This is a genomic window from Mesorhizobium sp. USDA 4413 (assembly GCF_056280365.1).
In genome coordinates, this window is the sequence record NZ_JBVPRP010000001.1 from 592135 (window position 1) to 613494 (window position 21360).

Below are 21360 nucleotides of genomic sequence, written 5' to 3' on the forward strand. Positions count from 1 at the left end.
AGATCATGCGCAAGAAGGACTTTTATGAACATCCTCGAACGCGACCCGTCCGATCCACGCCGCAAGCCGATGAATCCGGGCTTGAAGTTCCTGCTCGAGCTCGGACCGGGGCTGGTGTTCTTCTTCACCACCATCCGCGGCGAGTGGCTGGCCGAAAAATTTCCGGTGCTCGCCCATCTCGGCGAACCGATCCTGATCGCCACCGCCTTCTTCATGGTGGCGACTGCGCTTTCGCTGAGCGCCTCCTGGCTGCTCACGCGCAGCCTGCCGCTGATGCCGCTGGTATCCGCGATCGTCGTCTTCGTCTTCGGCGCGCTGGCGCTTTACCTGCAGGACAAGACCTTCGCCTTCATGAAGCCGACGATCATCAACTCGCTGTTCGGCGTCACGCTGCTCGGCGGGCTGCTGTTCGGCCGCTCGCTGCTCGGCTACGTCTTCGATTCCGCCTTTCAGCTCGATGCCGAGGGCTGGCGCAAGCTGACCTTCCGCTGGGGCCTGTTCTTCCTGTTCCTGGCCGTGCTCAATGAGATTGTCTGGCGCAACTTTTCCGAGGCGACCTGGCTTTATTTCAAGGTCTGGGGCACGATCCCGATCACCTTGCTGTTCACCTTCAGCCAGATGCCGCTGATCATGCGCCATTCGCTCGAGGAAAAACCCAAGGAAGAGAAGGCCGGCAACTAAAGCAATTCCAGGAAAAGTGTGACGCGGTTTTCCGTCCGGAATTGCGTCAGAATAAGAGGGGGGCGATATGGAATTCCTCACCACGCGTGACGAGCTGAGGACGATCTACAAGACGCCCCAGCCGACCGACGGCTCGATCCGCAAGGAACTGAAAAGCCTCGACGGCCATTGCCGCTCCTTCATCGGCAAGAGCCCCTTCGTGCTGATCGGCTCCTCCGACGGCGCCGGCAATGCCGATGTGACGCCCAAGGGCGACAAGCCAGGCTTCACGGCGATCCTCGACAACAACACCATCGCCATTCCCGATCGTCCGGGCAACAACCGGCTGGACACGCTGGAAAACATCATCCGCAACCCGTCGGTCGGGCTGCTCTTCCTGATCCCCGGCATGAACGAGACGCTGCGCGTCAACGGCGATGCCCGCATCACCGTCGACCCCGCCTTGCGAGAACGCCTGGCCGTCGACGGCAAGGAACCGCAAAGCGTGATCGTGGTGACGGTGAAGGCCGCCTATATGCACTGCGCCAAGGCCTTCATGCGCTCCGATCTCTGGAAGCCGGAGACCTGGTACGACCGCGCGACCCTGCCGACGCTCGGCCAGATCATCCGCGACCAGCTGGCGCTCAGCGAAAGCGCGGGCGAGATCGATCGCGAACTGGACGACGATTACCGGCAGACCATGTGGTAGGCTTCGCGGACGACACACACTTTCGTCCGGCTCTCTCTTGATCGACATCATCGCCATATCGGGCAGCCTGCGCGCCGCCTCGACCAATTCGGCCCTGGTGGCGGCCTTGGCCGCCAACGCGCCCGCCGATTGCCGCCTCGATATTTATGATGGTCTCGGCCGGTTGCCGATCTTCAACCCCGACGATGAGGGCGGGCGCACGCCGCCCGAAGCAGCGCGCCTGATCGAGATGATCACCCGCGCCGACGGCGTCATCGTCTCCTGCCCGGAATATGCGCATGGCGTGCCGGGCGGCATGAAGAACGCGCTCGACTGGCTGGTGTCGCGCGACGCCGCCGTCGGCAAGCCGGCGATGCTGGTCCATGCCTCGCCCCGTTCGCTCTATGCGCGCGCTGCGCTGGCCGAGATCATGCGGACCATGTCGTTCGCGATGTATGAGGAGACGGCGCTGGAGATCGCGCTGCTGGGCAAGAAGCCGGCTGAGATGGAAGCGATTCTGGCGAAGGACGCGAACCGGCGGGCCATGCGTGAGGCGGTGCGGGCTTTTGTCGAGTTTATCGGCGGACGGTGAACGGCCCTTCCCTTCTCCCCTTGTTGTGGAGAAGGAAGAGCCCTACCCCTTCCGCAGCGTCTCGACATCGGTCTTGCCGACATACCAGTCGCGAGCGTTGACCTCCTCGAACACGACCCAGACATCGTTGTTGCCAAGCCCGGTGGCCTCCATGATGGCCGCCGTCACCTTCCTGGCGATGTCAGCCTTCTTGCCGGCCGGATCGGCCGCGATCACTTCCTTGACGATGCGGATGTTGACGAATGGCATGATGTCGCTCCTTTGAATTCGCTACTTGCCGGGAGACTGTTTCGAAATTCGCTCCGGCGAGCCATATGGTGGTGGTCTCGAGAATCGGAGCGGATCGGACATTCAAGCCCGTGAGCACCGGCCTACGCCGGCCGTAGCCTTAATTCCCACACCGTCTCGAGTGCTTCGCCCGGCGAATGCCGGAAGCGCAGAAACCGCCAGCAGATGGCCGCCGGAGTAGAATTTCCAAACAGTCTTGCCTCAATAAGTTTTGGCCCCATTCACCATCAGCCGCACCATGTAGAGCGAGGTGGTGCCGGCGATGTAGAGACAGTTGAGCTTGTTGCCGCCGAACACGCAGTTGGCAGTCACCTCCGGCACCTTGACCTTGCCGATCAGCGTCCCGTCAGGGTCGTAGCAATGGATGCCGTCGGCAGCACTTGTCCAGATGCGTCCGTCGGAATCGAGCCTGAACCCGTCGAACAGGCCGGCGGTGCAGTCGGCGAACACCTTGCCGCCCGAAACCTTCTTGCCATGCTTGTCGACGTTGAAGACGCGCATATGCGCGGGGTTCTTCTCGCCATGCGTGCGGCCGGTGTCGACGACATAGAGGAGGCTTTCGTCGAGCGAGAAGGCGAGCCCGTTCGGCCGCACCATATCGGTGATGACGGCCTCGACATCGCCCGTCTCCGGATCGACGCGATAGACATTGCAGGCGCCGATCTCGCTTTCGGCCTTGTCGCCTTCATAGTCGGTGTCGATGCCGTAGCTCGGATCGGTGAACCAGATCGAGCCATCGGAACGCACCACCACGTCGTTGGGCGAGTTCAGCCGCTTGCCTTTCCATTTCTCGGCGATGGTGGTGATCGAGCCGTCATGTTCGGTGCGGCTGACGCGGCGGCCGGAATGCTCGCAGGTCACCAGCCGGCCCTGCCGGTCGACGGTGTTGCCGTTGGAGTTGCCCGACGGCTGCCGGAACACGCTGACGCTGCCGTCGGTCTCGTCATAGCGCAGCATGCGGTTGTTCGGGATGTCGGACCAGACGACATAGCGGCCGGCCGCGAACCAGGCCGGTCCTTCCGCCCAGCGGCATCCGGTGAACAGTTTTTCCACCTGCGCGCTGCCGTTGAACAGGCGCGCGAAGCGCGGATCGAGAATTTCGTAATAGTCAGCGGCCGCCATCAATTTCCTCCCGGCATCAGGTGACGGGCGGATCAAGCCAGCCCGAAGCCGATCTGGCAAGACGGCAGGCCGGTATTTTGTATGACAAAAGGGATGAGAACTGCGTGAAGAGGCCAGTCTCGCGGGCCGCGCTGGGCGCATGGTCCGTTAGGCTCCAATTAACCGGCTATGCGCTGGTTGCAATGGTGCATTGCAACATCTTTCTTTTGCAATGCACCACACCTATGTCATGCTCGCAATCGTCAGGGAGGAAAAACTAAAAGGAACCCTGTCATGTTCGACAATCTTGTCTCCCGCGCCCGCGCCAGCATCGCCAAGCGCCGTCATTACAACCGCCTCGTCGCCGAAATCGAGAATCTGTCCAGCCGCGATCTCGCCGATCTGCGCGCCGACCGTTCCGAGATGCTCTACCAGGTCCACAAGCAGATCTACGGCTGAGTCTTTTTCGACCCAGCACGGCCCCGCGGCGCATTGAGATTCAGATCAGGCCGAGTCGAAAGTGGTGGCTTCCGAGAACCGGAGCGGAGCGTACTTAGAGTAGGTGAGCACCGGAAGCGCAGGAAGCCGGCACTTGCAGGCCGGCTTCACCTGAATATCAATGCGCCGCCAGCGCTTTCTCGATCTGCGGCAGGAGCAACGCCCTCACCGAGTCGGGCGTCAGCGGCCCGACATGCTTGTAGGCGATCTTGCCGTCCCTGCCGATGACGAAGGTCTCGGGCACGCCATAGACGCCCCAGTCGATCGCCGCGCGTCCGGCGGGATCGACTCCGATCGCCTGATACGGATTGCCGAGATCGCCCAGGAAGCGGCGGGCGTTTTCCGGCTGATCCTTGTAGTTCAGCGCGGCAAGCGTGAAGCGCTTGTCCTGCGACAGGCCGAGCAGCACCGGATGCTCTTCGCGGCACGGCGCGCACCAGGACGCGAACACATTGACCAGCGTCACCTTGCCGGCAAAGTCTTTTGACTCAAGCCCCGGCAGATTGGCTCCCTCGAGCGGCGGCAGGCTGGTCTGCGGCGCCGGCAGGCCGATCAGCGCCGAGGGGATTTCCGAGGCGTCGCGGCCCGAGAGCAGTTGCGACAGGAAAAGCCCCGCCAGCCCCAGGAACACCAGCAGCGGCAGAAGCACGAAAAGGCGGCGGCGCGGCGACGGCGCTTCGGTTTCAAGGCTCATGGCTTGACGGCCTTGTCGGAGCGCCGCCGCACACCGGCGGCCTCGAGCGCGGCAAGCTCGCGCTTGCGCGCCCGCTGGTCGAGCAGGATCCAGCCGATCAGCCCAGCGAGCACGACAGCCGTGATGGCATAAGCGGCGGTGACGAACAGGGCGTGCGCGCTCATAGCGGCCGCTCCCTGTCTTTGGCCATGTCAACCGTTCCGATCATAGCTTTCCATAACCTCCCACCGGCCGGTCCGCAATTTGCCGCGGTGCCGCAGTGAGGCAACGTTCTCGCCACCTCAATCCGTCCCATGCCGCAGCGCCAGCGCTGCCGCCAGGGGACCCAGCACCGCAAGGAACAGCGTCAGCGCGGCAAGAATGAGGAAGGGCTGCAGGAACGGCGCCGGATCGGCGACGGCGCCATAGCTTGCCGAAACGCCGAAGATCAGCACCGGAATGGCCAAAGGCAGCACCAGCACCGAGATCAGCAGCCCGCCGCGCGGCAGCGCCACCGCCACCGCGGCGCCGGCCGCGCCGATGAAGGTGATGGCCGGCGTGCCGACGAGAAGCGTGAGCGCCGTGGCTCCGATGCCGAGCGGCTCCATGTTCATGAACAGGCCGAGCAGAGGTGCCGCGACCACCAGCGGTAGTACGCTGCCCGTCCAGTGCGCCAGGCATTTCGTCAGCACCGTCAGCGCCAGCATGTGGCGGTCGCCGTTGAGCACCAGGAGATCGAGCGAGCCGTCCTCGCGGTCGGCCTGGAAGAGGCGATCGAGCCCGAGCAGGCAGGCGAGCAGCGCCGCGATCCACAGGATCGCCGGGCCGATGCGGGCGAGCAGGTTGAGGTCGGGGCCGACGCCGAAAGGGATGGTGGCGATGACGGCGAGGGAAGAAGATGACGCCGATCAGCGCCCCGCCGCCGGCACGGATGGAAAGGCGGATGTCGCGGAGGAAGAGCGACCACATTACAAGGTTGCCCCCTGGTTAGGTCCGCGTTCCTTCGCGCGCCCCTCTGTCCTGCCGGACATCTCCCCCACAAGGGGGGAGATCAGCCGTCGCAGGCGATTTCGCCAATCACCAACGTTGGCAAGATGAGCGGGGCGCCGAAGCTGCCAATCTCCCCCCAAGTGGGGGAGATGCCCGGCAGGGCAGAGGGGAGTGCCGCCCGCCAACATCAGTTGCCCATCCCCAACACCTTCGCCCCCTCCAGGCCCAACGGCAGATGCGTCGCCGCCACCACGATCCCTCCACCGCGCAGATGCGCCTTCATCAAGCCCGCGAACCTTTCCTCCGAGGCCTTGTCCAGCCCCGCCGTCGGCTCGTCGAGCAGCCAAACCGGCCGCCGGCTGACCAGAAGCTTCGCGATCGAGGCCCGCCGCCTCTGCCCGGTCGACAGATAGCCGAAGGGCAGATGCCCGAGACCGCCGAGCGCCACCGTCTCCAGCGCCTCCTCCACGCCCAGTCCGGGCTCGCCCTGAAACGCGCGCCAGAAGCCGAGATTCTCCTCGACGCTGAGCGCCGTCTTCATCGCGTTGAGATGGCCGAGATAATGCGAGGCGGAGGCGACGGTCGGGAAGGCCTCGCTGCCATGCTCGAATCGCACCTTGCCCTGGGCGGCCGGCAGCAGGCCGGCGACGATCCTCAGCAGCGTCGATTTGCCCGCGCCGTTCGGCCCGGTGACGATGAGCGCCTCGCCCTTGTCCAGCGCGAAGCCGATGTTGGAAAAAACCGTCTCGCCGCCGCGCTCGCCGCCCAGATTTTCGGCGATCAGCCGCATTCTTTTCCCGTCCCGAAAGCACCGTTTCGCGGCCGTTTCCGGCTCACGCAAATTCGTCTTTGGACTGTCTAGAACTATTCCAGGAAATTCTCTATATGCGGTTCATCCGTGCCAGCGGTCGGCGCGGGATCAGAATTAGCGCCGAACCAGCGAACGCGCCGCCTTGAACGGCTCGGGTTGCTTGGGAGCGGACAGCGGAAATGGCCGTACCCGCACCTTTGCGCGTGATTGCATGCCAACGGCGTCCGTTCCCTTTCAGGCTGAACAGACAAGGACGGATCGCCGTGACGAAATCCCTCGACAGTTTCAATTGCCGCCGCACCCTGACCGCGGGTGGCGCGGACTATGTTTATTTCGACCTCGCCGAGGCCGAGAAGAACGGCCTAACCGGCATCGCGAAGCTGCCCTATTCGATGAAGGTGCTGCTGGAGAACCTGCTTCGCAACGAGGATGGCCGCTCGGTGACCAGGGAATCGATCCAGGCGGTCGCCGCCTGGCTGACCGACAAGGGCACCGCCGGCGTCGAGATCGCCTATCGCCCGGCCCGCGTGCTGATGCAGGATTTCACCGGTGTGCCGGCGGTGGTCGACCTCGCCGCCATGCGCGACGGCATCAAGGCACTCGGCGGTGACCCGGAAAAGATCAACCCGCTGGTGCCGGTGGACCTCGTCATCGACCATTCCGTTATCGTCGACGAGTTCGGCACGCCGATGGCCTTCGCCCGCAATGTCGAGCTCGAATATGAGCGCAACGAGGAGCGCTACAAATTCCTGAAATGGGGCCAGCAGGCCTTCCGCAACTTCCGCGTCGTGCCGCCCGGCACCGGCATCTGCCACCAGGTCAACCTCGAATATCTCGGCCAGGTCGTGTGGACCAACAGTGAGGACGGCGAGACCGTCGCCTATCCGGACACCTGCGTCGGCACCGATTCGCACACCACCATGATCAACGGCCTCGGCGTGCTCGGCTGGGGCGTCGGCGGCATCGAGGCCGAGGCGGCGATGCTGGGCCAGCCGGTCTCCATGCTCTTGCCCGAGGTCATCGGCTTCCGCCTCACCGGCAAGCTGAAGGAGGGCGTCACCGCGACCGACCTCGTGCTCACCGTCACCCAGATGCTGCGCAAGAAGGGCGTCGTCGGCAAGTTCGTCGAGTTCTTCGGCCCCGGCCTCTCCAACATGACGCTGGCCGACCGCGCCACCATCGGCAACATGGCGCCGGAATATGGCGCGACCTGCGGTTTCTTCCCGGTCGATTCGGAAACCCTCCGCTACCTCACCATGTCCGGCCGCGACGAGAAACGCATCGCGCTGGTCGAAGCCTATTCCAAGGCGCAGGGCATGTGGCGCGACGCCGGCTCCGCCGATCCGGTCTTCACCGACCTGCTCGAGCTCGACCTCGGCGACGTCGTGCCGTCGATGGCCGGCCCCAAGCGCCCCGAGGGCCGCGTTGCGCTGCAGGACATCCCCGCCGGCTTCGCCAAGGCGATGGAGACCGAGTACAAGAAGGCCGCCGAGATCTCGAAGCGCTACGCTGTCGAGGGCACCGACTACGATCTCGGCCATGGCGACGTCGTCATCGCCGCCATCACCTCGTGCACCAACACGTCCAACCCGAGCGTGCTGATCGGCGCAGGCCTCTTGGCCCGCAACGCCAACCGGCGCGGCCTCAAGCAGAAGCCGTGGGTGAAGACCTCGCTCGCCCCCGGCAGCCAGGTGGTAGCCGAATATCTCGAAAAGTCGGGGCTGCAGAAGGAACTCGACCAGATCGGCTTCAACCTGGTCGGCTTCGGCTGCACCACCTGCATCGGCAATTCCGGCCCGCTGCCGGCGCCGATCTCCAAGACCATCAACGACAAGGGCCTGATCGCCGCCGCAGTCTTGTCCGGCAACCGCAATTTCGAAGGCCGCGTCTCGCCGGATGTGCAGGCGAACTACCTCGCCTCGCCGCCGCTGGTGGTGGCGCATGCGTTGGCCGGCACGGTGACCAAGGACCTCACCGCCGAGCCGCTCGGCGAGGGCAGCGACGGCAAGCCGGTCTATCTCAAGGACATCTGGCCGACCTCGGCCGAGATCCAGGAGTTCATCGAGAAGAACGTCACCCGCGAGCTGTTCGCCCGCAAATATGCCGACGTTTTCAAGGGCGACGCCTACTGGCAGAAGGTCAAGGCGCCGGAAGGCCAGACCTATGCCTGGGACGACCACTCGACCTATGTGCAGAACCCGCCCTATTTCGCCGGCATGGGCCGTGCCTTCAGCAAGGTCGGCGACATCAAGGGCGCGCGTGTGCTCGGCCTGTTCGGCGACAAGATCACCACCGACCACATCTCGCCGGCGGGCTCGATCAAGGCCGCCTCGCCGGCCGGCAAATACCTCACCGAGCACGGCGTCGGCGTTGCCGACTTCAACCAGTATGGCACGCGGCGCGGCAATCACGAGGTGATGATGCGCGGCACCTTCGCCAACATCCGCATCCGCAACCACATGCTGGGCGAGAACGGCCGCGAGGGCGGCTACACGATCCACTATCCTTCGAAGGAGGAGATGTCGATCTACGACGCCGCCATGGAGTACAAGAAGGAAGGCGTGCCTCTGGTCATCTTCGCCGGCGTCGAATACGGCAACGGCTCCTCGCGCGACTGGGCGGCCAAGGGCACGAATCTTCTGGGTGTCCGCGCGGTCATCGCCCAGTCCTTCGAGCGCATCCATCGCTCCAACCTCGTCGGCATGGGCGTCATCCCCTTCGTATTCGAAGAGGGCACCTCATGGGCCTCCCTCAATCTCAAGGGCGACGAGCTGGTCGAGATCGATGGCCTGGACGCGATCAAGCCGCGCCAGAAGATGGTCGCCAAGGTGACCTTCGGCGACGGCACGGTGAAGAATGTGCCGATCGTCTGCCGCATCGATACGCTGGACGAGCTCGACTATTTCAAGAACGGCGGCATCTTGCAGTACGTGCTGCGCGATCTGGCCGCGTAGCGGCCAGGCAATAGGGCTTAGGCAATAGGCAGTAAGGAAACAGGATACCTACTGCCTACTGCCTACTGCCTACTGCCTACTGCCGGCTTCCCAAACCGCGCCGTCGCCGCCAAAAGCACCGCCAGCATCAGCCCGTTGAAGACGTGCCATAGGAAATGTGTGCCGAGCGGGAAGCTGGCGCAGACCAGCGGATCGATCATGCGGCAGATGACCGAGACGACGAAGATCGCCGACCCGGTCAGATTGTACCAGCCGGCCCGGTTGCCGGTGGCCGCCACCCATGCCCCGAAGAAGGCAAGCGCCAGGAAAGGCGGCAGATAGTTCGTCGTGCCGTTCGACGCCTGGCGCAGCCAGTCCGGCACGGCATAGGTGATCAGGCCGGCCACGACATAGAAGGCGACGAAGACGAGGATCGCCTTGCCCCAATCCATGCCGAGGAAGCGCCGCAGGTTGAACAGCTGTAGGCCAGCGTGAAGCCGGCGATCGGCAGGATGTCGGCCCAGATCGTGCCTTTGCTGGCGAAGATATGGAACAGGGTAGAGCCGATGCCGATCGCCACCACCCACCAGGCCAGCACTTCCGCGAAAGTGCCGGTCTTGTATCGCCGCACCTGCCAGACGCCCCACAGTCCCGCGGCAACGAAAGCCAAGTTGGTCAAAGCATTAGCCGGCTCGGCCCAAAGTCCAGGCCCCGTCCGCTCGCAATAGAGATCTACAGGGGTCAGGAGAGTTTGCCACATGGTGAGGATGCTGCTCCCGAATCGAACCGCGCCTTGAAATGCAACCGCCTCTCCTATTGCGCCCTTACCTGCGGCTGCAACAGCAAAATTTCACCGCAACGTGACTTCCCGTTGACTGGCGCTTCTGCCACATATTTTAGCAATCAGAACAAGGCCGGCGTCACCGGCGGGAATTGGAAAAGCTATGGCATTTCGAGGACGATTGCGGCTTGCGGCAGTAGCGCTGGCCCTTACGGCGTTGGGCGGCGTGGCCCTGGCAGCCGAACCCGAGAAGGCCGCGACCGGCAAGCCTCAAACCGACAAGCCCCAAATCGACAGGCCCTTGGGCGTGGTCGAGTTGTTCACCAGCCAAGGCTGCAGTTCCTGTCCGCCGGCCGACGAGTTCTTCGCCGAGCTCGCCGGCAAGGACGACATCATCGCGCTCGCCTATCACGTCAATTACTGGGATTATCTCGGCTGGCAGGACACGCTGAGCACCAAGGAAAACACCGAGCGGCAATATGACTATATGCGCGCCTTCGGCAGCCGCTCCGTCTACACGCCGCAAGCCATCATCAACGGCCGCAGCCATGTCAACGGCGCCAGCCGCAAGGATGTCGACGGCGCCTTGGCCCGCATGGACAGGAACGGCCAGGGCATGCGGGTCGGCATCAAGGTGAGCCGCACCAGCGACCGCGTCATGATCGACACGGGCGACGCCGGCGGCGGCCCGGCCGATGCCCATGTGGTGATCGTCTATTTCGACCCGCCGCAGATGGTGAAGATCGGCCAGGGCGAGAACAGCGGCCGCAGCCTGACCTACTGGAACGCCGTGTCCGACATCCAGACCGCCGGCATGTGGCACGGCAAGGCGCAGCGTTACGAAGTGCCGATGAGCGAGATCGCCAAGAAGGGCGGCTGCGCGGTGCTGCTGCAGTCGGTCGGCAAGGACGGCATGCCCGGCCCGATCCTCGGCGCCGCCTTCATCCACAAGCCGGACCGGCTTTAGCGGCTCCTTTTCCTTCCCCCTGTGGGGGACGTTCCGGCCTGGTCATAAGCTCGAAACCGCCGTCGTCGGTCCTCCATCACCTCTCATCCGACCGAGCTTGTTGGCCACCTTCTCCCACAACAAGGGGAGAAGGTGGGCTGCGCCGCGCAATAAAAAACCGGCGTCAGCTTGCTTCTGACGCCGGTCATTCAGGTTTTGGGATCGTCGCACCTGATTTTTCCAAGGAAAAACCGAGGTTGGTTCGATCCGACGCTGACCCGTGGGCGGGGGGCTTGGGGTTTACGAGCCGGTGCCGGACCGAACCGTCTCAGGCAACGCGGGTAAAGTCGTCGGACATTGGGGCATGAGCGCGGATTATTTGTGGCAAGAATATGGCAGAGCATCACCAATTCCAACATGCGTTTTGCAAACGTGACTGGACGTTTGAGAAACCGCGCGACCGCTTGCGTCAGGACGGCGCTCGGCAATTCCATCGCGCCCTTGCAATTCCGCCATGAAAGCGCGAACCTTGGCCGGCGCATGATTCAATCGAAGGATCGAGGCATGACCGATCACAGCAGCGGGACGGAGGATGGGGAAGCATCCGGAATATTGATCCCGTTGCATGAGGCGCGCAACGCCCGCCTCGACCAGCCGGTGCGATTCGAACGGCGCGAACTCGACCAGATCTTGAGGCTCTACGGACGCATGGTTGCGGCCAATGAATGGCGCGACTATGCGATCGATCATCTCACTGATCGCGCCGTGTTTTCCGTCTTCCGCCGGGCCAGTGAAGTACCGCTATTCCAGATCGTCAAGGACCCCAAGCTGGCGCGCCGGCAGGGCGCCTTCGCGGTCATCGCCGCGGGCGGCCGCATCCTCAAGCGCGGCCAGGAACTCGGCCGCGTGCTCGGCGTGTTCGATGCGAAGCTGAAGGTCGTTGAGGCCTGAGGGAAAAAGAGGAATTGAGGAACTGAAGAATTGAAGAACTGAAGAAAGGGTGGTTGGCGCGCCGGTGCGGCAGTTTTTCCTCAGTTCTTCAATTCCTCAATTCTTCAGTTCCCTCGAGATCGAAACCTCCGTTCCGGCAGCGAATCCGGATCCGGCGGCAGCGCCGCGCCGCCGTTCAGCGACAACTGCATGAACACCGTGTCCAGCCAGCGCCCGTGCTTGTAGCCGGATCCCTCCAGACGCCCGGAATGGCGAAAGCCGAGCTTCTCGTGCAGCCGCACCGAAGCGCTGTCGGCATGGCCGTCGCCAATGACCGCGATGATCTGGCGGAAGCCCGCCGCGCGCGCCGCCTCGATCAGCGCCTGCATCAGCGCCGAGCCCACGCCCTGCCCCTTGGCCTCGGGCGCGACATAGACCGAATCCTCGACGACGAATCGGTAGGCGGGCCGCGGCCGGAATGGTCCGGCATAGGCATAGCCGAGCACGACCCCGTTCTTCTCGGCCACGAGATAGGGAAAACCGCCCGCGGCCAGACTATCGAATCGGTTGCCCATTTCGGCGCGGCTGGGCGGCTCCAGTTCGTAGCTCGCCGTGCCGTGCGTGACCGCATCGGCATAGATTTCCGTGATCCGGTCGAGGTCGGCCGCGGTGGCGGGTCTGATCGCAACAGTGCTCATAATTTATGCAATTCACTTTCCTGCCTCGATAACAGCAGAGCGATGCAAAAAAGAAAAGGGCGGCCGTTGGGCCGCCCTTCGCAACTCTATGGTCCAGCGGGACCGGGCAACGCCTTTAGCGGCGATCGCCCATGAACTGCAGCAGGAACATGAACAGGTTGATGAAGTCGAGATAGAGCTGCAGCGCGCCCATGATCGCCTTGCGGCCGGCAACATCGGCGACGTCGCCCTCGAAATACATCTCCTTGATGCGCTGCGTGTCGTAGGCGGTCAAGCCCGCGAAGACCAGCACGCCGATCGCCGAGATGGCGAAGGCCAGCGCCGACGACTGCAAGAAGATGTTGATCAGCATCGCGATCAGCAGGCCGATCACGCCCATGACCAGGAACGAGCCGAACGCCGACAGGTCGCGTCGGGTCGTGTAGCCGTAGAGCGACAGACCGCCGAAGGCCGCGGCCGTAGCGAAGAAGGTCTGGGTGATGCTGGTGCCGGTGTAGACGAGGAAGATCGTCGACAGCGACAGGCCGACAAGGCCGGCATAGACCCAGAACGTGGTCTGCGCCGCCGCCACGCTCATCGACTGGATCCTGAAGGACAGGAACATCACGGCCGCAAGCGGCGCCAGGATGACGACCCAGCGGAACGCGCTTGCATAGATGAGCTGGCCGAAGGCGGTCAGCTGGCCGTCGCCCGTGACGGCGAGGTGGAAGGCACCCCAGGCGGCAAGGCCGGTAATGAGCAGGCCAAGCCCCATGAGGTTATAGACTTTGATCATATAGGCGCGCAGGCCCTGATCGATATCGACGCGTGCGCCGGGGACGGCGCCCGTCTGGTAGTTGCGAATGGGATCAGCCATTGGAAATCCTCTGTTGCTTCTGCCCCGTCCGGTGACAGGTCTTTCTGGGACCAGGCGCCGCTGGCGGAGCTCCAGCATGCCTGCGCAAAATATGAGCGTTCTCGACGTCAAGAACAAGACGGTAACGAGCGGTAACGCTTTGTGAGAAGGCAAAAGCCCGGTTTTCAGGCCTTCCAGCCGCCATTCTTACGAAGATTTAACCGGAAAGGCCGCCGGAGGCCCCAGTCAGGAGCTGCGCATCAGAGGTTCCGCAGCACCGGCGCCGCCTTGTGGCCGAGCACACGCCAGGTGCCGGCAAGGCCGATGCCGACGGTGACCGTCAGCGAGACCAGTATCGTCGCCACCGCCACTTCCGGCATGAAATGCGACGGCAGCGTCATGATATGCGCGACCACGAACCAGGCGGCGATGCCGCCGGCCGCAAGCGCGAACAGCGCGGTCGCAAGGCCGATCAGCACATACTCCAGCGAGAAGGCGGCAATCAGCGTCTTGCGCGTCGCGCCGAGCGTCTTCAGCACCACCGCGTCGTGAATGCGCGCCTGGTTGCCGGCGGCCAAAGCGCCGGAGAGCACCAGCACCGAGGCGATCAGCGCCACGCCGGCGGCGGCGCGGATCGCGGTGCCCAGTTGCGCCACCAGCCGGTTGACGATGTCGAGCGCGTCCTTGACGCGCACCGTCGTCACCGCCGGAAAGGCGCGGGTGACGGCATTGAGCAGCCTTGCGTCGTCGGCCGTGGTAGCGCCCTTGTCGGTCAGCGTCGCCAGCCAGCCATGCGGCGCCCCGGCAAAGGTGTTGGGCGAGAACACCATGACGAAGTTGATGCCCATCGTCTCCCACTCAACCTGGCGGAAACTGGCGATCTTCGCCGTGACGTTGCGGCCGAGCACGTTGACGGTCACGGTGTCGCCGAGCTTCAGCCCAATCGCCTTGCCCTCTTCGGCCGAGAACGACACCAGCGGCTCGCCGGAATAGTCCTGCGGCCACCACGCGCCTTCGGTCAGCGTCGCGTTCTCCGGCTGCTTGGCGTCATAGGTCAGGCCGCGGTCGCCGCGCAGCACCCAGGCGCCGTCGGCCGGGGTCTTCACCTTGTCGACGTCGACGCCGTTGAGCGCCATGATGCGGCCGCGCAGCATCGGCACCTTGACCAGCGTTCCCCGCGGCGACTCCTTGCCGACAAGGCTGGCGAAGGCATCGACATCCCTGCTCTGGATGTCGACGAAGAAGAAGTTCGGCGCCCGCTCCGGCAGGCTGCCGGAGATCTGTCGCCTGAGATTGCCGTCGATCAGGGCCAGCGTCACCAGCAGCGTCAGCCCGAGGCCGAGCGACAGCACCACCGAGGGCGTCAGCGCACCCGGACGATGAATGTTGCCCAGCGCCAGCCGTAGTGAAACGGAACGCACGCGCGGGCTCTTTTTTGCCGCCCATTGCACCAGCACCGCCACCACCCGCAGCACCAGGAAGGCAAAGACCGTGGCGCCGACGAAGATCGAGGCGATGCGGTAGTCATTGGCCGAGAAGATCGCCAGCGCCGCCAGCGCGACGACGATCGCCAGCGCGGCACCCGTATAGGGCAGACGCGGCAGGCCGCGGCTTTCGAAACCCATTTCGCGGAACAGCGCGGTCGCCGGCACGTCGCGCGCGCGGCCGAGCGGCAAGAGCGCGAAGGCCAGCGTCACCAGCAGGCCGAAGAGCGCCGCCATGGCGAGCGCGCTCGCGTAAAAGCCGCCTTGCGCCGGCACCGGGATGACCGATTGCAGAAGCGCGCTCGCCGCGAAGGGCATCGCGGCGCCCAGGACGAGCCCGAGCACGATGCCGAGGCCGGCGATCAACAGGATCTGCACGAGATAGACGGTGAAGACGAAGCCGCCCGAGGCGCCCAGGCTCTTGAAGGTGGCGATGACGCCGCGCTTGCCGTCGAGATAGGCGCGCACCGCATTCGCCACGCCGATGCCGCCGACCACCAGCGCCGTCAGCCCGACCAGCGTCAGGAACTGCGAGAAGCGCTCGATATTGGCGGAAAGCGCCGGCGCGGCGTTGCTGCGCGTGCGGATCGACCAGCCGGCCTGCGGGAAATCCTTCGCCGCCTCGGCCTGGATCTGCTTGATCCGCGCCTCGGAAGTCCCGCCGGGCAGCCGCACCTTATAGGCGTTCTCGACCAGGCTGCCTGGCTGCACCAGGCCGGAGGCGGCAAGGCCCTCGCGCGAAATCATCAGTCTTGGCGCGAAGCCGAAGCCGTCCGACACCGCGTCCGGCTCGCTGACCAGCCTGGCCCGCAGTTCGAACGTCGCGCTGCCGAGCTTCAGCCTGTCGCCGATGTGAAGATTGAGCCGGTCGAACAAAAGATCGGGCGCGGCGGCGCCGAACACGCCGGACCTTTCGCCGAACAATTGGTCTTTCGGCAGCGCCGGATCGGTCTCCAGCGCGCCGTAGAGCGGATAGGCGTCGTCCACGGCCTTGGCCTCCACCAGCGCCTGATCGGACCCGTCCTCCAGCCGCGCCATCGAGCGCATGCCGGAAGTCTGCGAAACCGCGCCGAGGCTCCGGATGAAGCCGAGCTCGGCGTCGGAAGCGCTGCGCTGGTTGATCTGGAAGCGCAAATCCCCGCCGAGCAGCGTCTGGCCCTGATCGGCGACGCCGGCCGAGATCGCCTGCGCCACCGAATTGACGCCGCCGATCGCCGCCACGCCCAGCGCGATGCAGGCAAGGAAGATCATGAAGCCGGACAGGCCGCCGCGCATCTCGCGCAGCGAGAAGCGGATGGCGAGCTTCAATGTCCGGAGCCAGGCCCCCTCATTCGGCCGCTGCGCGGCCACCTTCTCCCCGGTGGGGAGAAGAGGGAGGTGCCGGCCTCGGCGATCTCTTCTCCCCTCGGGGAGAAGGTGGCCCGAAGGGCCGGATGAGGGGGTCTCCGCCATGCGATTACGCCGTTACCTTGAACTGGGCAGCATCCTCGATCCGCCCCGACCGCATCGAGACCTGGCGCGCGCAACGCCCGGCGAGCACCGGATCATGCGTGACCAGCACCAGCGTCATGCCGCGTTCCGCCGCCTTGGCGAAGAGAAGGTCGGCGATCTGCTTTCCGGTCGCTTGGTCGAGATTGCCGGTCGGCTCGTCGGCGATGAGGATGCGTGGCGACGGCGCCAGCGCCCGCGCGATCGCCACGCGCTGCTGCTCGCCGCCGGAAAGCTCCCCCGGATAATGCGTCACGCGGTCGCTCAGGCCGACCGCCGCGAGTTCCCGCGCGGCCACCCCGAACGGATCGGAATGGCCGGCAAGCTCGAGCGGCACCGCGACATTCTCCAGCGCCGTCATGTTCGGGATGAGATGGAAGGACTGGAATACGATGCCGATGTTTCGCCCTCGAAAGGAAGCAATCTGATCCTCGCTTTTTTCGTTGATCAGCTCGCCGGCGATCCGGACCGTGCCCGAATCCACCCTTTCCAGGCCCGCAAGAACCATAAGCAGGGTGGATTTGCCGGAGCCCGAAGGGCCAACGATGCCGGTGGCTTGCCCGGCAGCCACGTCGAGGCTCACACCCCTCAGCACATGGACGGAGGACGCGCCCTCGCCGAGCGTCAGCGATACGTCCCTCAGCACGATGACGGCTTCTGTCACAATGAAAGTGCCCTATATGTGAAAAAAGGAGACGGCCCGTAGTCTCCTTTCCTGGGTTGTTTCGGTCATATGGGGCTCGCCGCATGGCATTCAAACACCGTTTTGCCGCAGCCCTCATCCTTTTCCTCGCCCTTTGCGGCGCCATTCCGCCGGCGCGCGCCGCCACCTTCACCATCGTCGGCTTCGGCGACAGCCTGATGGCGGGCTTCAGCCTTGGCCCTGGCCAGGGTTTCACCGACAGGCTGCAGGCGGCACTGAAGGCGAAGGGCCTCGATGTCGCCGTCGCCAATGCCGGCGTATCGGGCGACACGTCGAGCGGCGGGTTGGCGCGGCTCGACTGGTCGGTGCCGGATGGCACCAAGCTGGTGATCCTCGAGCTCGGCGCCAACGACATGCTGCGCGGCCTTTCGCCCGAGATCGCCGAGAGGAACCTCGACGCCATGCTCGGCAAGCTGAAGCAACGCAACATTCCGGTGCTTCTCGCCGGCATGCGGGCCGCGCCCAACCTCGGCGCCGACTATCAGAAGGCCTTCGACGCCATCTATCCGCGGCTTGCCGAAAAATACGGCGTCCCGCTCTATCCGTTCTTTCTCGACGGCGTCGCCGGCCATCCCGACCTCCAGCTGGAAGACGGCCTGCATCCCAATTCCAAGGGGGTCGATGTTATGGTCGAGCGCATCCTTCCCGCGGTCGAAAAGGCGATCGCCGAGAATGGAGGACCGTCATGAGTCTGGGACACAACGCTTTCCGATGGGGAAACCCTGTGGACAACAAACCGCTTGCCCCGCGCTGATATCGATGATTCGCTAGGGCCGAGAGTTTCGATTCGAGGACAGGAGGCTTCACATGCCACGTCTTTTCACCGCCCTCGAAATTCCGCGTGACGCCGCTCTCTCCTTGTCCTTGCTCCGGGGCGGGCTGCCCGGAGCGCGCTGGATCGATGTCGAAAACTACCATCTGACGCTGCGCTTCATCGGCGATGTCGAGGGCCATATCGCCGACGAGATCGCCAATGCCCTCGACAGAGTTAACCGCCCTTCGTTCCAGATGACGCTCTCCGGCGTCGGCGCCTTCGGCGGCAAGAAGCCGCATGCGGTGTGGGCCGGCGTGTCCGCCTCGCCGGACCTGACGGCGCTGCAGGGCGAGATCGACCGCATCTGCCAGCGGCTCGGCCTGCCGGCCGATCCGCGCAAGTTCTCGCCGCATGTGACGCTGGCGCGCCTGCGCAATGCGAGCCCGCTCGATGTCGCGCAATATCTTTCGGCGCGCGGCAATTTCGCCGCGCTCCCCTTCCGCGTCGGCCGCTTCGTCCTGATGTCGTCGCGCGATTCGGTCGGCGGCGGCCCCTACATCGTCGAGGAGGCCTGGCCGCTGGTCGGCGAAACGCTGGCCTCGAGCCGCTTCGCCAGCGCTTCCGACGCCTCGCGGATCATGCGGTAGACCGAGGCGAAGGCCTCGGCGCTATCATAATAGGGGTCCGGCACGTCCACGGCCTTCCCCGTCGCGAAATCCAGATAGAGATGGATCCGGTCGTGCATGCCAGGCGGCGCCAACGCCTTGAGGTCGCGCACATTCGCCCGGTCCATGCCGAGGATCAGGTCGAAGCACGAAAAATCCTCCGGCAGCACCTTGCGCGCCCTCTGTCCTGAAATGTCGACACCGTGCTTTGCCGCCACCGCGATCGAGCGCCGGTCCGGCTCTTGGCCGGCATGCCAGCCACCGGTCCCGGCCGAATCGATCGCAAGGTCTTTGCCGTGCCCGGCGAGCATCGCGCGAAACACGCCCTCGGCCAGCGGCGAGCGACAGATGTTGCCGAGGCAGACGAACAGAATGGATTTTATGGGCTTTGCGCTCATCGATCCGGCGCTATGGTTGGTTCGATTTTCGAATAGCACGGGAGCCCGACATGACCAGAGAAAAACTCAGCAAGGAAGCGATCACGGCGGCGGTCGCCGAACTCGAAGGCTGGTCGCTCGCCGCCGACGGCGCTTCGATCAAGCGCAGCTTCGTCTTCAAGAACTTCTCCGAGGCCTTCGCCTTCATGACCCGCGTGGCGCTGGCCGCCGAGAAGATGGACCACCACCCTGATTGGTCGAATGTCTACAAGACCGTCGACGTGACGCTGAACACCCATGACGCCGGCGGCGTGACGGCGCTGGACATCGAGCTGGCCAAGCGGATGAACCGGTATTTCGGGTAGCACAAGCCACGTCGTTGTGGGGGCGGTCGTCCGAGTTCGTCATTCCAGGGCCGAGCAAGGAGCGAAGCGACGCGCGCAGACCCTGGACTCCATGCCGTGACCGATGAGCGCCGCAGCGGTGCAGACCGTGGCGAACGTTCGCGAACTTTGTCATCCACGGGCGGAACGACGCGAAGCGGAGCGCAGACCCGAGGATCCATTCCATGACCGTGGTCGAGGATTGCAGCGGAGCAGAACTCTGCACTGTGGCGACGCCTCAGCGTAACGGCATGGATTATATGGTCTGCGCGCGTCGCTTCGCTCCTTGCGCCGCCATAGAATGACGATGGGAAGGACGTTCCGGCCAATCTCCAACGTAGGCGATTGCCAACTCAGCTTCCCCCACGCCAGCATACGTTTCCAATTTCCAGGCGATTGACTCCCCAAACTCTTGCAGCAGCCCCCCGCTTTCACCACATTTCGCCCCGGCGGGCCGCGGCATCAATGCACGCGGCCGCCAGGGAGCGACTGATGACGCAAGGTACCGGTTTCGATTTCTTCGGCTTCGGCGACAAGCTCGCCGGCGAAGGCGAGATACGTGAGAAATTCTGGCGCACCGCCAAGAAGGCGGCGCGGCAGATTCCGTTCATGGATGAGGTTGTCGCCGCCTATTACTGCGCCATGGACAAGGACACGCCGCTGCGCGCCAAGGCCACCCTGCTCGGCGCGCTCGGCTATTTCGTCCTGCCGTTCGATTTCATTCCCGATTTCGTCGTCGGCCTCGGCTACACCGACGACCTCGCCGTGCTGACCGCCGCGATCACCGCCGTCAGCGCCCATATCACGCCGGCCCACAGGCAGGCCGCCAGGGACGCGCTGGCCGACAAGAGCTGACGGCGCCGCGTTTCAGGCCCGCAAATCAGCGGGTGCGAAAAGACAAACTCTTGCCGTTTTCGTGGCCTCCAACTCCGCGCCGGGACAACGCGCTGACAACCACAGGCGGCAGCGCGGATGGTGGCGGTTTCCGGGGGTGAGTTCCTTTCTTCGAGGACAATTCACCGTTTGGTAACCCTGATTAAATCAAAATGAAGCGACGGCAGGACGCCACGCGGCCCGCCTCCGCACCATTTGGAATACGGGAAGAACGATGCGCGGATTGATTGCTATAGTTTCCAGCCTGGTCCTGGTGGCCTCGGCCGTGCCGGTGTTGGCGCAGCAGGCGACCAAGATCGGCCAGCACAATGCCTGGGGCACCTACAGCTATCAGTCGGCCGCCGGCAAGGTCTGCTATGTGCTGACCGTGCCCACCGACAAGCAGCCCGCGACGCTCGACCATGGCGACATGTTCTTCTTCGTCAGTCAGCGTCCGGGACAGCAGGTCTCCTACGAGCCGCAGTTCATCGCCGGCTACAATTTCCAGGAAGGCTCGAAGGCCACCGTCACGATCGACAAGAAGACTTTCTCGATGTTCACCCGCGGCAAGTCGGCCTGGGTCGAGAATGCCGCCGAGGAGCCGGTGCTGATCGCCGCCATGAAGACCGGCTCCGACATGAAGGTGCAGGCGAAGTCCGGCCGCGGCAATCCCACCTCCTACGTCTTCTCGCTGAAGGGCATCTCGGCGGCGCTGGCTTCGATCGCCAAGTGCAAATAGGCCAGAGCCGCTACAGGCAAACGAACGGCTGATTTGAAGAAAGGCCGGGCCATGGGTCCGGCCTTTGGCATTCGGCTTGCCTTGCGCCCGCGCCCGTTCTCCCGGCCGGGCGGCGTCGGCCATGTTGCGCGGGCGTCTTCTCGCCTGGAACCGCCTGCAGCCATGCTTCCGGAAAAATTTGACGCTAGGACGGAATAGTTTCCGGCCGGGACCGGTAGATGGCACAAAAGAGGGAGAACGCTCTTTGAAATGTGTGGCCGCGTACATAGGCGCGTCGAAAACAGGGAGCGGCAAGCGCTGGCGTTTTTTCAGGGCTTGCAGTCGGGAGGAAGCACGCTCCCATCCGGCCCAGCGGTTGCCTGTCCCTGTCCCTGACCGCTGAGCCGCTTTCGTGCCGGCTTCGGCTGGGCAGGGCGGTAAGGTAGGCCCGGCTCGCGCCAATCCAGCTTGAAACCGGCAACACGAGACGG

At 64.4% G+C, this 21360-nt stretch carries 22 protein-coding genes and 2 pseudogenes; 12 read left to right on the plus strand and 12 right to left on the minus strand.

Annotated elements, in window-relative coordinates:
- The first annotated feature begins 24 nt into the window (after nt 1-24).
- The 3 genes from ACVMIM_RS02995 to ACVMIM_RS03005 all read left to right on the plus strand — a co-directional run bounded on the left by ACVMIM_RS02995 (nt 25) and on the right by ACVMIM_RS03005 (nt 1940).
- Entirely contained in the window at nt 25-681 is a 657-nt protein-coding gene (locus ACVMIM_RS02995; RefSeq protein WP_040996340.1) for a septation protein A, read from the plus strand.
- Nucleotides 682-748: 67 nt separating this feature from the next.
- A complete protein-coding gene (locus ACVMIM_RS03000; RefSeq protein ID WP_278049892.1) occupies nt 749-1369 on the plus strand; it encodes a pyridoxamine 5'-phosphate oxidase family protein in 621 nt (206 codons plus the stop codon).
- A gap of 37 nt (nt 1370-1406) precedes the next feature.
- On the plus strand, nt 1407-1940 hold the full coding sequence (locus ACVMIM_RS03005; RefSeq protein WP_476110323.1) for an NADPH-dependent FMN reductase: 534 nt from the start codon (nt 1407-1409) through the stop codon (nt 1938-1940).
- A 42-nt stretch (nt 1941-1982) separates the two neighbouring features.
- Here ACVMIM_RS03005 and ACVMIM_RS03010 read toward each other — a convergent pair whose 3' ends face one another.
- The gene (locus ACVMIM_RS03010) at nt 1983-2189 is read right to left on the minus strand and encodes a tautomerase family protein (protein ID WP_278049890.1); all 207 of its coding nucleotides are present in this window, start codon (nt 2187-2189) and stop codon (nt 1983-1985) included.
- Between the two features lie 240 nt (nt 2190-2429).
- Nucleotides 2430-3350, minus strand: a complete 921-nt coding sequence (locus ACVMIM_RS03015; protein ID WP_040996334.1) for an SMP-30/gluconolactonase/LRE family protein — start codon at nt 3348-3350, stop codon at nt 2430-2432.
- 273 nt (nt 3351-3623) lie between these two features.
- Here ACVMIM_RS03015 and ACVMIM_RS03020 point away from each other — a divergent pair, with 273 nt between their 5' ends.
- Nucleotides 3624-3788, plus strand: coding sequence for a hypothetical protein (locus tag ACVMIM_RS03020; RefSeq protein ID WP_116390116.1), 165 nt, complete (start codon nt 3624-3626; stop codon nt 3786-3788).
- A 157-nt stretch (nt 3789-3945) separates the two neighbouring features.
- On the opposite strand, the gene ACVMIM_RS03025 is transcribed toward ACVMIM_RS03020, so the two are convergent.
- From ACVMIM_RS03025 to ccmA, 4 genes and pseudogenes are all read right to left on the minus strand, one after another.
- Nucleotides 3946-4521 (minus strand): DsbE family thiol:disulfide interchange protein, encoded by a 576-nt coding sequence (locus ACVMIM_RS03025; RefSeq protein WP_278049889.1) that lies wholly within the window; start codon nt 4519-4521, stop codon nt 3946-3948.
- The gene (gene ccmD / locus ACVMIM_RS03030) at nt 4518-4685 is read right to left on the minus strand and encodes a heme exporter protein CcmD (protein WP_040996332.1); all 168 of its coding nucleotides are present in this window, start codon (nt 4683-4685) and stop codon (nt 4518-4520) included. Before ccmD ends, ACVMIM_RS03025 begins: the two co-directional genes overlap by 4 nt.
- Nucleotides 4686-4802: 117 nt before the next feature.
- Nucleotides 4803-5469: pseudogene (gene ccmB / locus ACVMIM_RS03035) on the minus strand (heme exporter protein CcmB).
- Between the two features lie 208 nt (nt 5470-5677).
- Nucleotides 5678-6280 carry a heme ABC exporter ATP-binding protein CcmA gene (gene ccmA, locus ACVMIM_RS03040; RefSeq protein ID WP_476110327.1) on the minus strand — a complete coding sequence of 201 codons (603 nt, stop codon included), beginning with the start codon at nt 6278-6280 and terminating at the stop codon, nt 5678-5680.
- 284 nt (nt 6281-6564) lie between these two features.
- Between ccmA and acnA the strand changes: the two genes are divergently transcribed.
- A complete protein-coding gene (acnA, locus tag ACVMIM_RS03045) occupies nt 6565-9255 on the plus strand; it encodes an aconitate hydratase AcnA (protein WP_040996326.1) in 2691 nt (896 codons plus the stop codon).
- A 62-nt stretch (nt 9256-9317) separates the two neighbouring features.
- Here acnA and ACVMIM_RS03050 read toward each other — a convergent pair.
- A pseudogene (locus ACVMIM_RS03050) lies at nt 9318-9994 on the minus strand (ceramidase domain-containing protein).
- Nucleotides 9995-10178: 184 nt separating this feature from the next.
- Here ACVMIM_RS03050 and ACVMIM_RS03055 point away from each other — a divergent pair.
- Nucleotides 10179-10982: a DUF1223 domain-containing protein gene (locus ACVMIM_RS03055; protein ID WP_476110328.1), complete on the plus strand. Its 804-nt coding sequence runs from the start codon at nt 10179-10181 to the stop codon at nt 10980-10982.
- A 543-nt stretch (nt 10983-11525) separates the two neighbouring features.
- Entirely contained in the window at nt 11526-11912 is a 387-nt protein-coding gene (locus ACVMIM_RS03060; protein WP_476110330.1) for a DUF2794 domain-containing protein, read from the plus strand.
- 104 nt (nt 11913-12016) lie between these two features.
- Here the strand turns inward: ACVMIM_RS03060 and ACVMIM_RS03065 are convergent, their stop codons facing one another.
- From ACVMIM_RS03065 to ACVMIM_RS03080, 4 genes are all read right to left on the minus strand, one after another.
- Nucleotides 12017-12589, minus strand: a complete 573-nt coding sequence (locus tag ACVMIM_RS03065; RefSeq protein WP_476110332.1) for an N-acetyltransferase family protein — start codon at nt 12587-12589, stop codon at nt 12017-12019.
- A 115-nt stretch (nt 12590-12704) separates the two neighbouring features.
- On the minus strand, nt 12705-13445 hold the full coding sequence (locus tag ACVMIM_RS03070; RefSeq protein ID WP_040996315.1) for a Bax inhibitor-1/YccA family protein: 741 nt from the start codon (nt 13443-13445) through the stop codon (nt 12705-12707).
- Nucleotides 13446-13684: 239 nt separating this feature from the next.
- A complete protein-coding gene (locus ACVMIM_RS03075) occupies nt 13685-16183 on the minus strand; it encodes an ABC transporter permease (protein ID WP_476117079.1) in 2499 nt (832 codons plus the stop codon).
- Between the two features lie 181 nt (nt 16184-16364).
- The gene (locus ACVMIM_RS03080) at nt 16365-17060 is read right to left on the minus strand and encodes an ABC transporter ATP-binding protein (RefSeq protein WP_476110333.1); all 696 of its coding nucleotides are present in this window, start codon (nt 17058-17060) and stop codon (nt 16365-16367) included.
- 83 nt (nt 17061-17143) lie between these two features.
- On the opposite strand from ACVMIM_RS03080, the gene ACVMIM_RS03085 reads away from it, so the two are divergent.
- Together ACVMIM_RS03085 and thpR are read left to right on the plus strand one after the other, a co-directional pair.
- Complete coding sequence (locus ACVMIM_RS03085) at nt 17144-17788, plus strand: arylesterase (protein WP_476110335.1); 645 nt, start codon at nt 17144-17146, stop codon at nt 17786-17788.
- Nucleotides 17789-17906: 118 nt separating this feature from the next.
- On the plus strand, nt 17907-18500 hold the full coding sequence (thpR, locus tag ACVMIM_RS03090) for an RNA 2',3'-cyclic phosphodiesterase (protein ID WP_278049882.1): 594 nt from the start codon (nt 17907-17909) through the stop codon (nt 18498-18500).
- On the opposite strand, the gene ACVMIM_RS03095 is transcribed toward thpR, so the two are convergent.
- On the minus strand, nt 18407-18916 hold the full coding sequence (locus ACVMIM_RS03095) for a low molecular weight protein-tyrosine-phosphatase (RefSeq protein WP_476110337.1): 510 nt from the start codon (nt 18914-18916) through the stop codon (nt 18407-18409). The genes thpR and ACVMIM_RS03095 overlap by 94 nt on opposite strands.
- A 50-nt stretch (nt 18917-18966) precedes the next feature.
- Between ACVMIM_RS03095 and ACVMIM_RS03100 the strand changes: the two genes are divergently transcribed.
- The 3 genes from ACVMIM_RS03100 to ACVMIM_RS03110 all read left to right on the plus strand — a co-directional run bounded on the left by ACVMIM_RS03100 (nt 18967) and on the right by ACVMIM_RS03110 (nt 20890).
- A complete protein-coding gene (locus tag ACVMIM_RS03100; protein WP_476110338.1) occupies nt 18967-19260 on the plus strand; it encodes a 4a-hydroxytetrahydrobiopterin dehydratase in 294 nt (97 codons plus the stop codon).
- Between the two features lie 510 nt (nt 19261-19770).
- Nucleotides 19771-20133, plus strand: a complete 363-nt coding sequence (locus ACVMIM_RS03105) for a YkvA family protein (protein ID WP_278049880.1) — start codon at nt 19771-19773, stop codon at nt 20131-20133.
- 253 nt (nt 20134-20386) lie between these two features.
- On the plus strand, nt 20387-20890 hold the full coding sequence (locus ACVMIM_RS03110) for an invasion associated locus B family protein (RefSeq protein ID WP_040987887.1): 504 nt from the start codon (nt 20387-20389) through the stop codon (nt 20888-20890).
- The last annotated feature ends 470 nt before the right edge of the window (nt 20891-21360 follow it).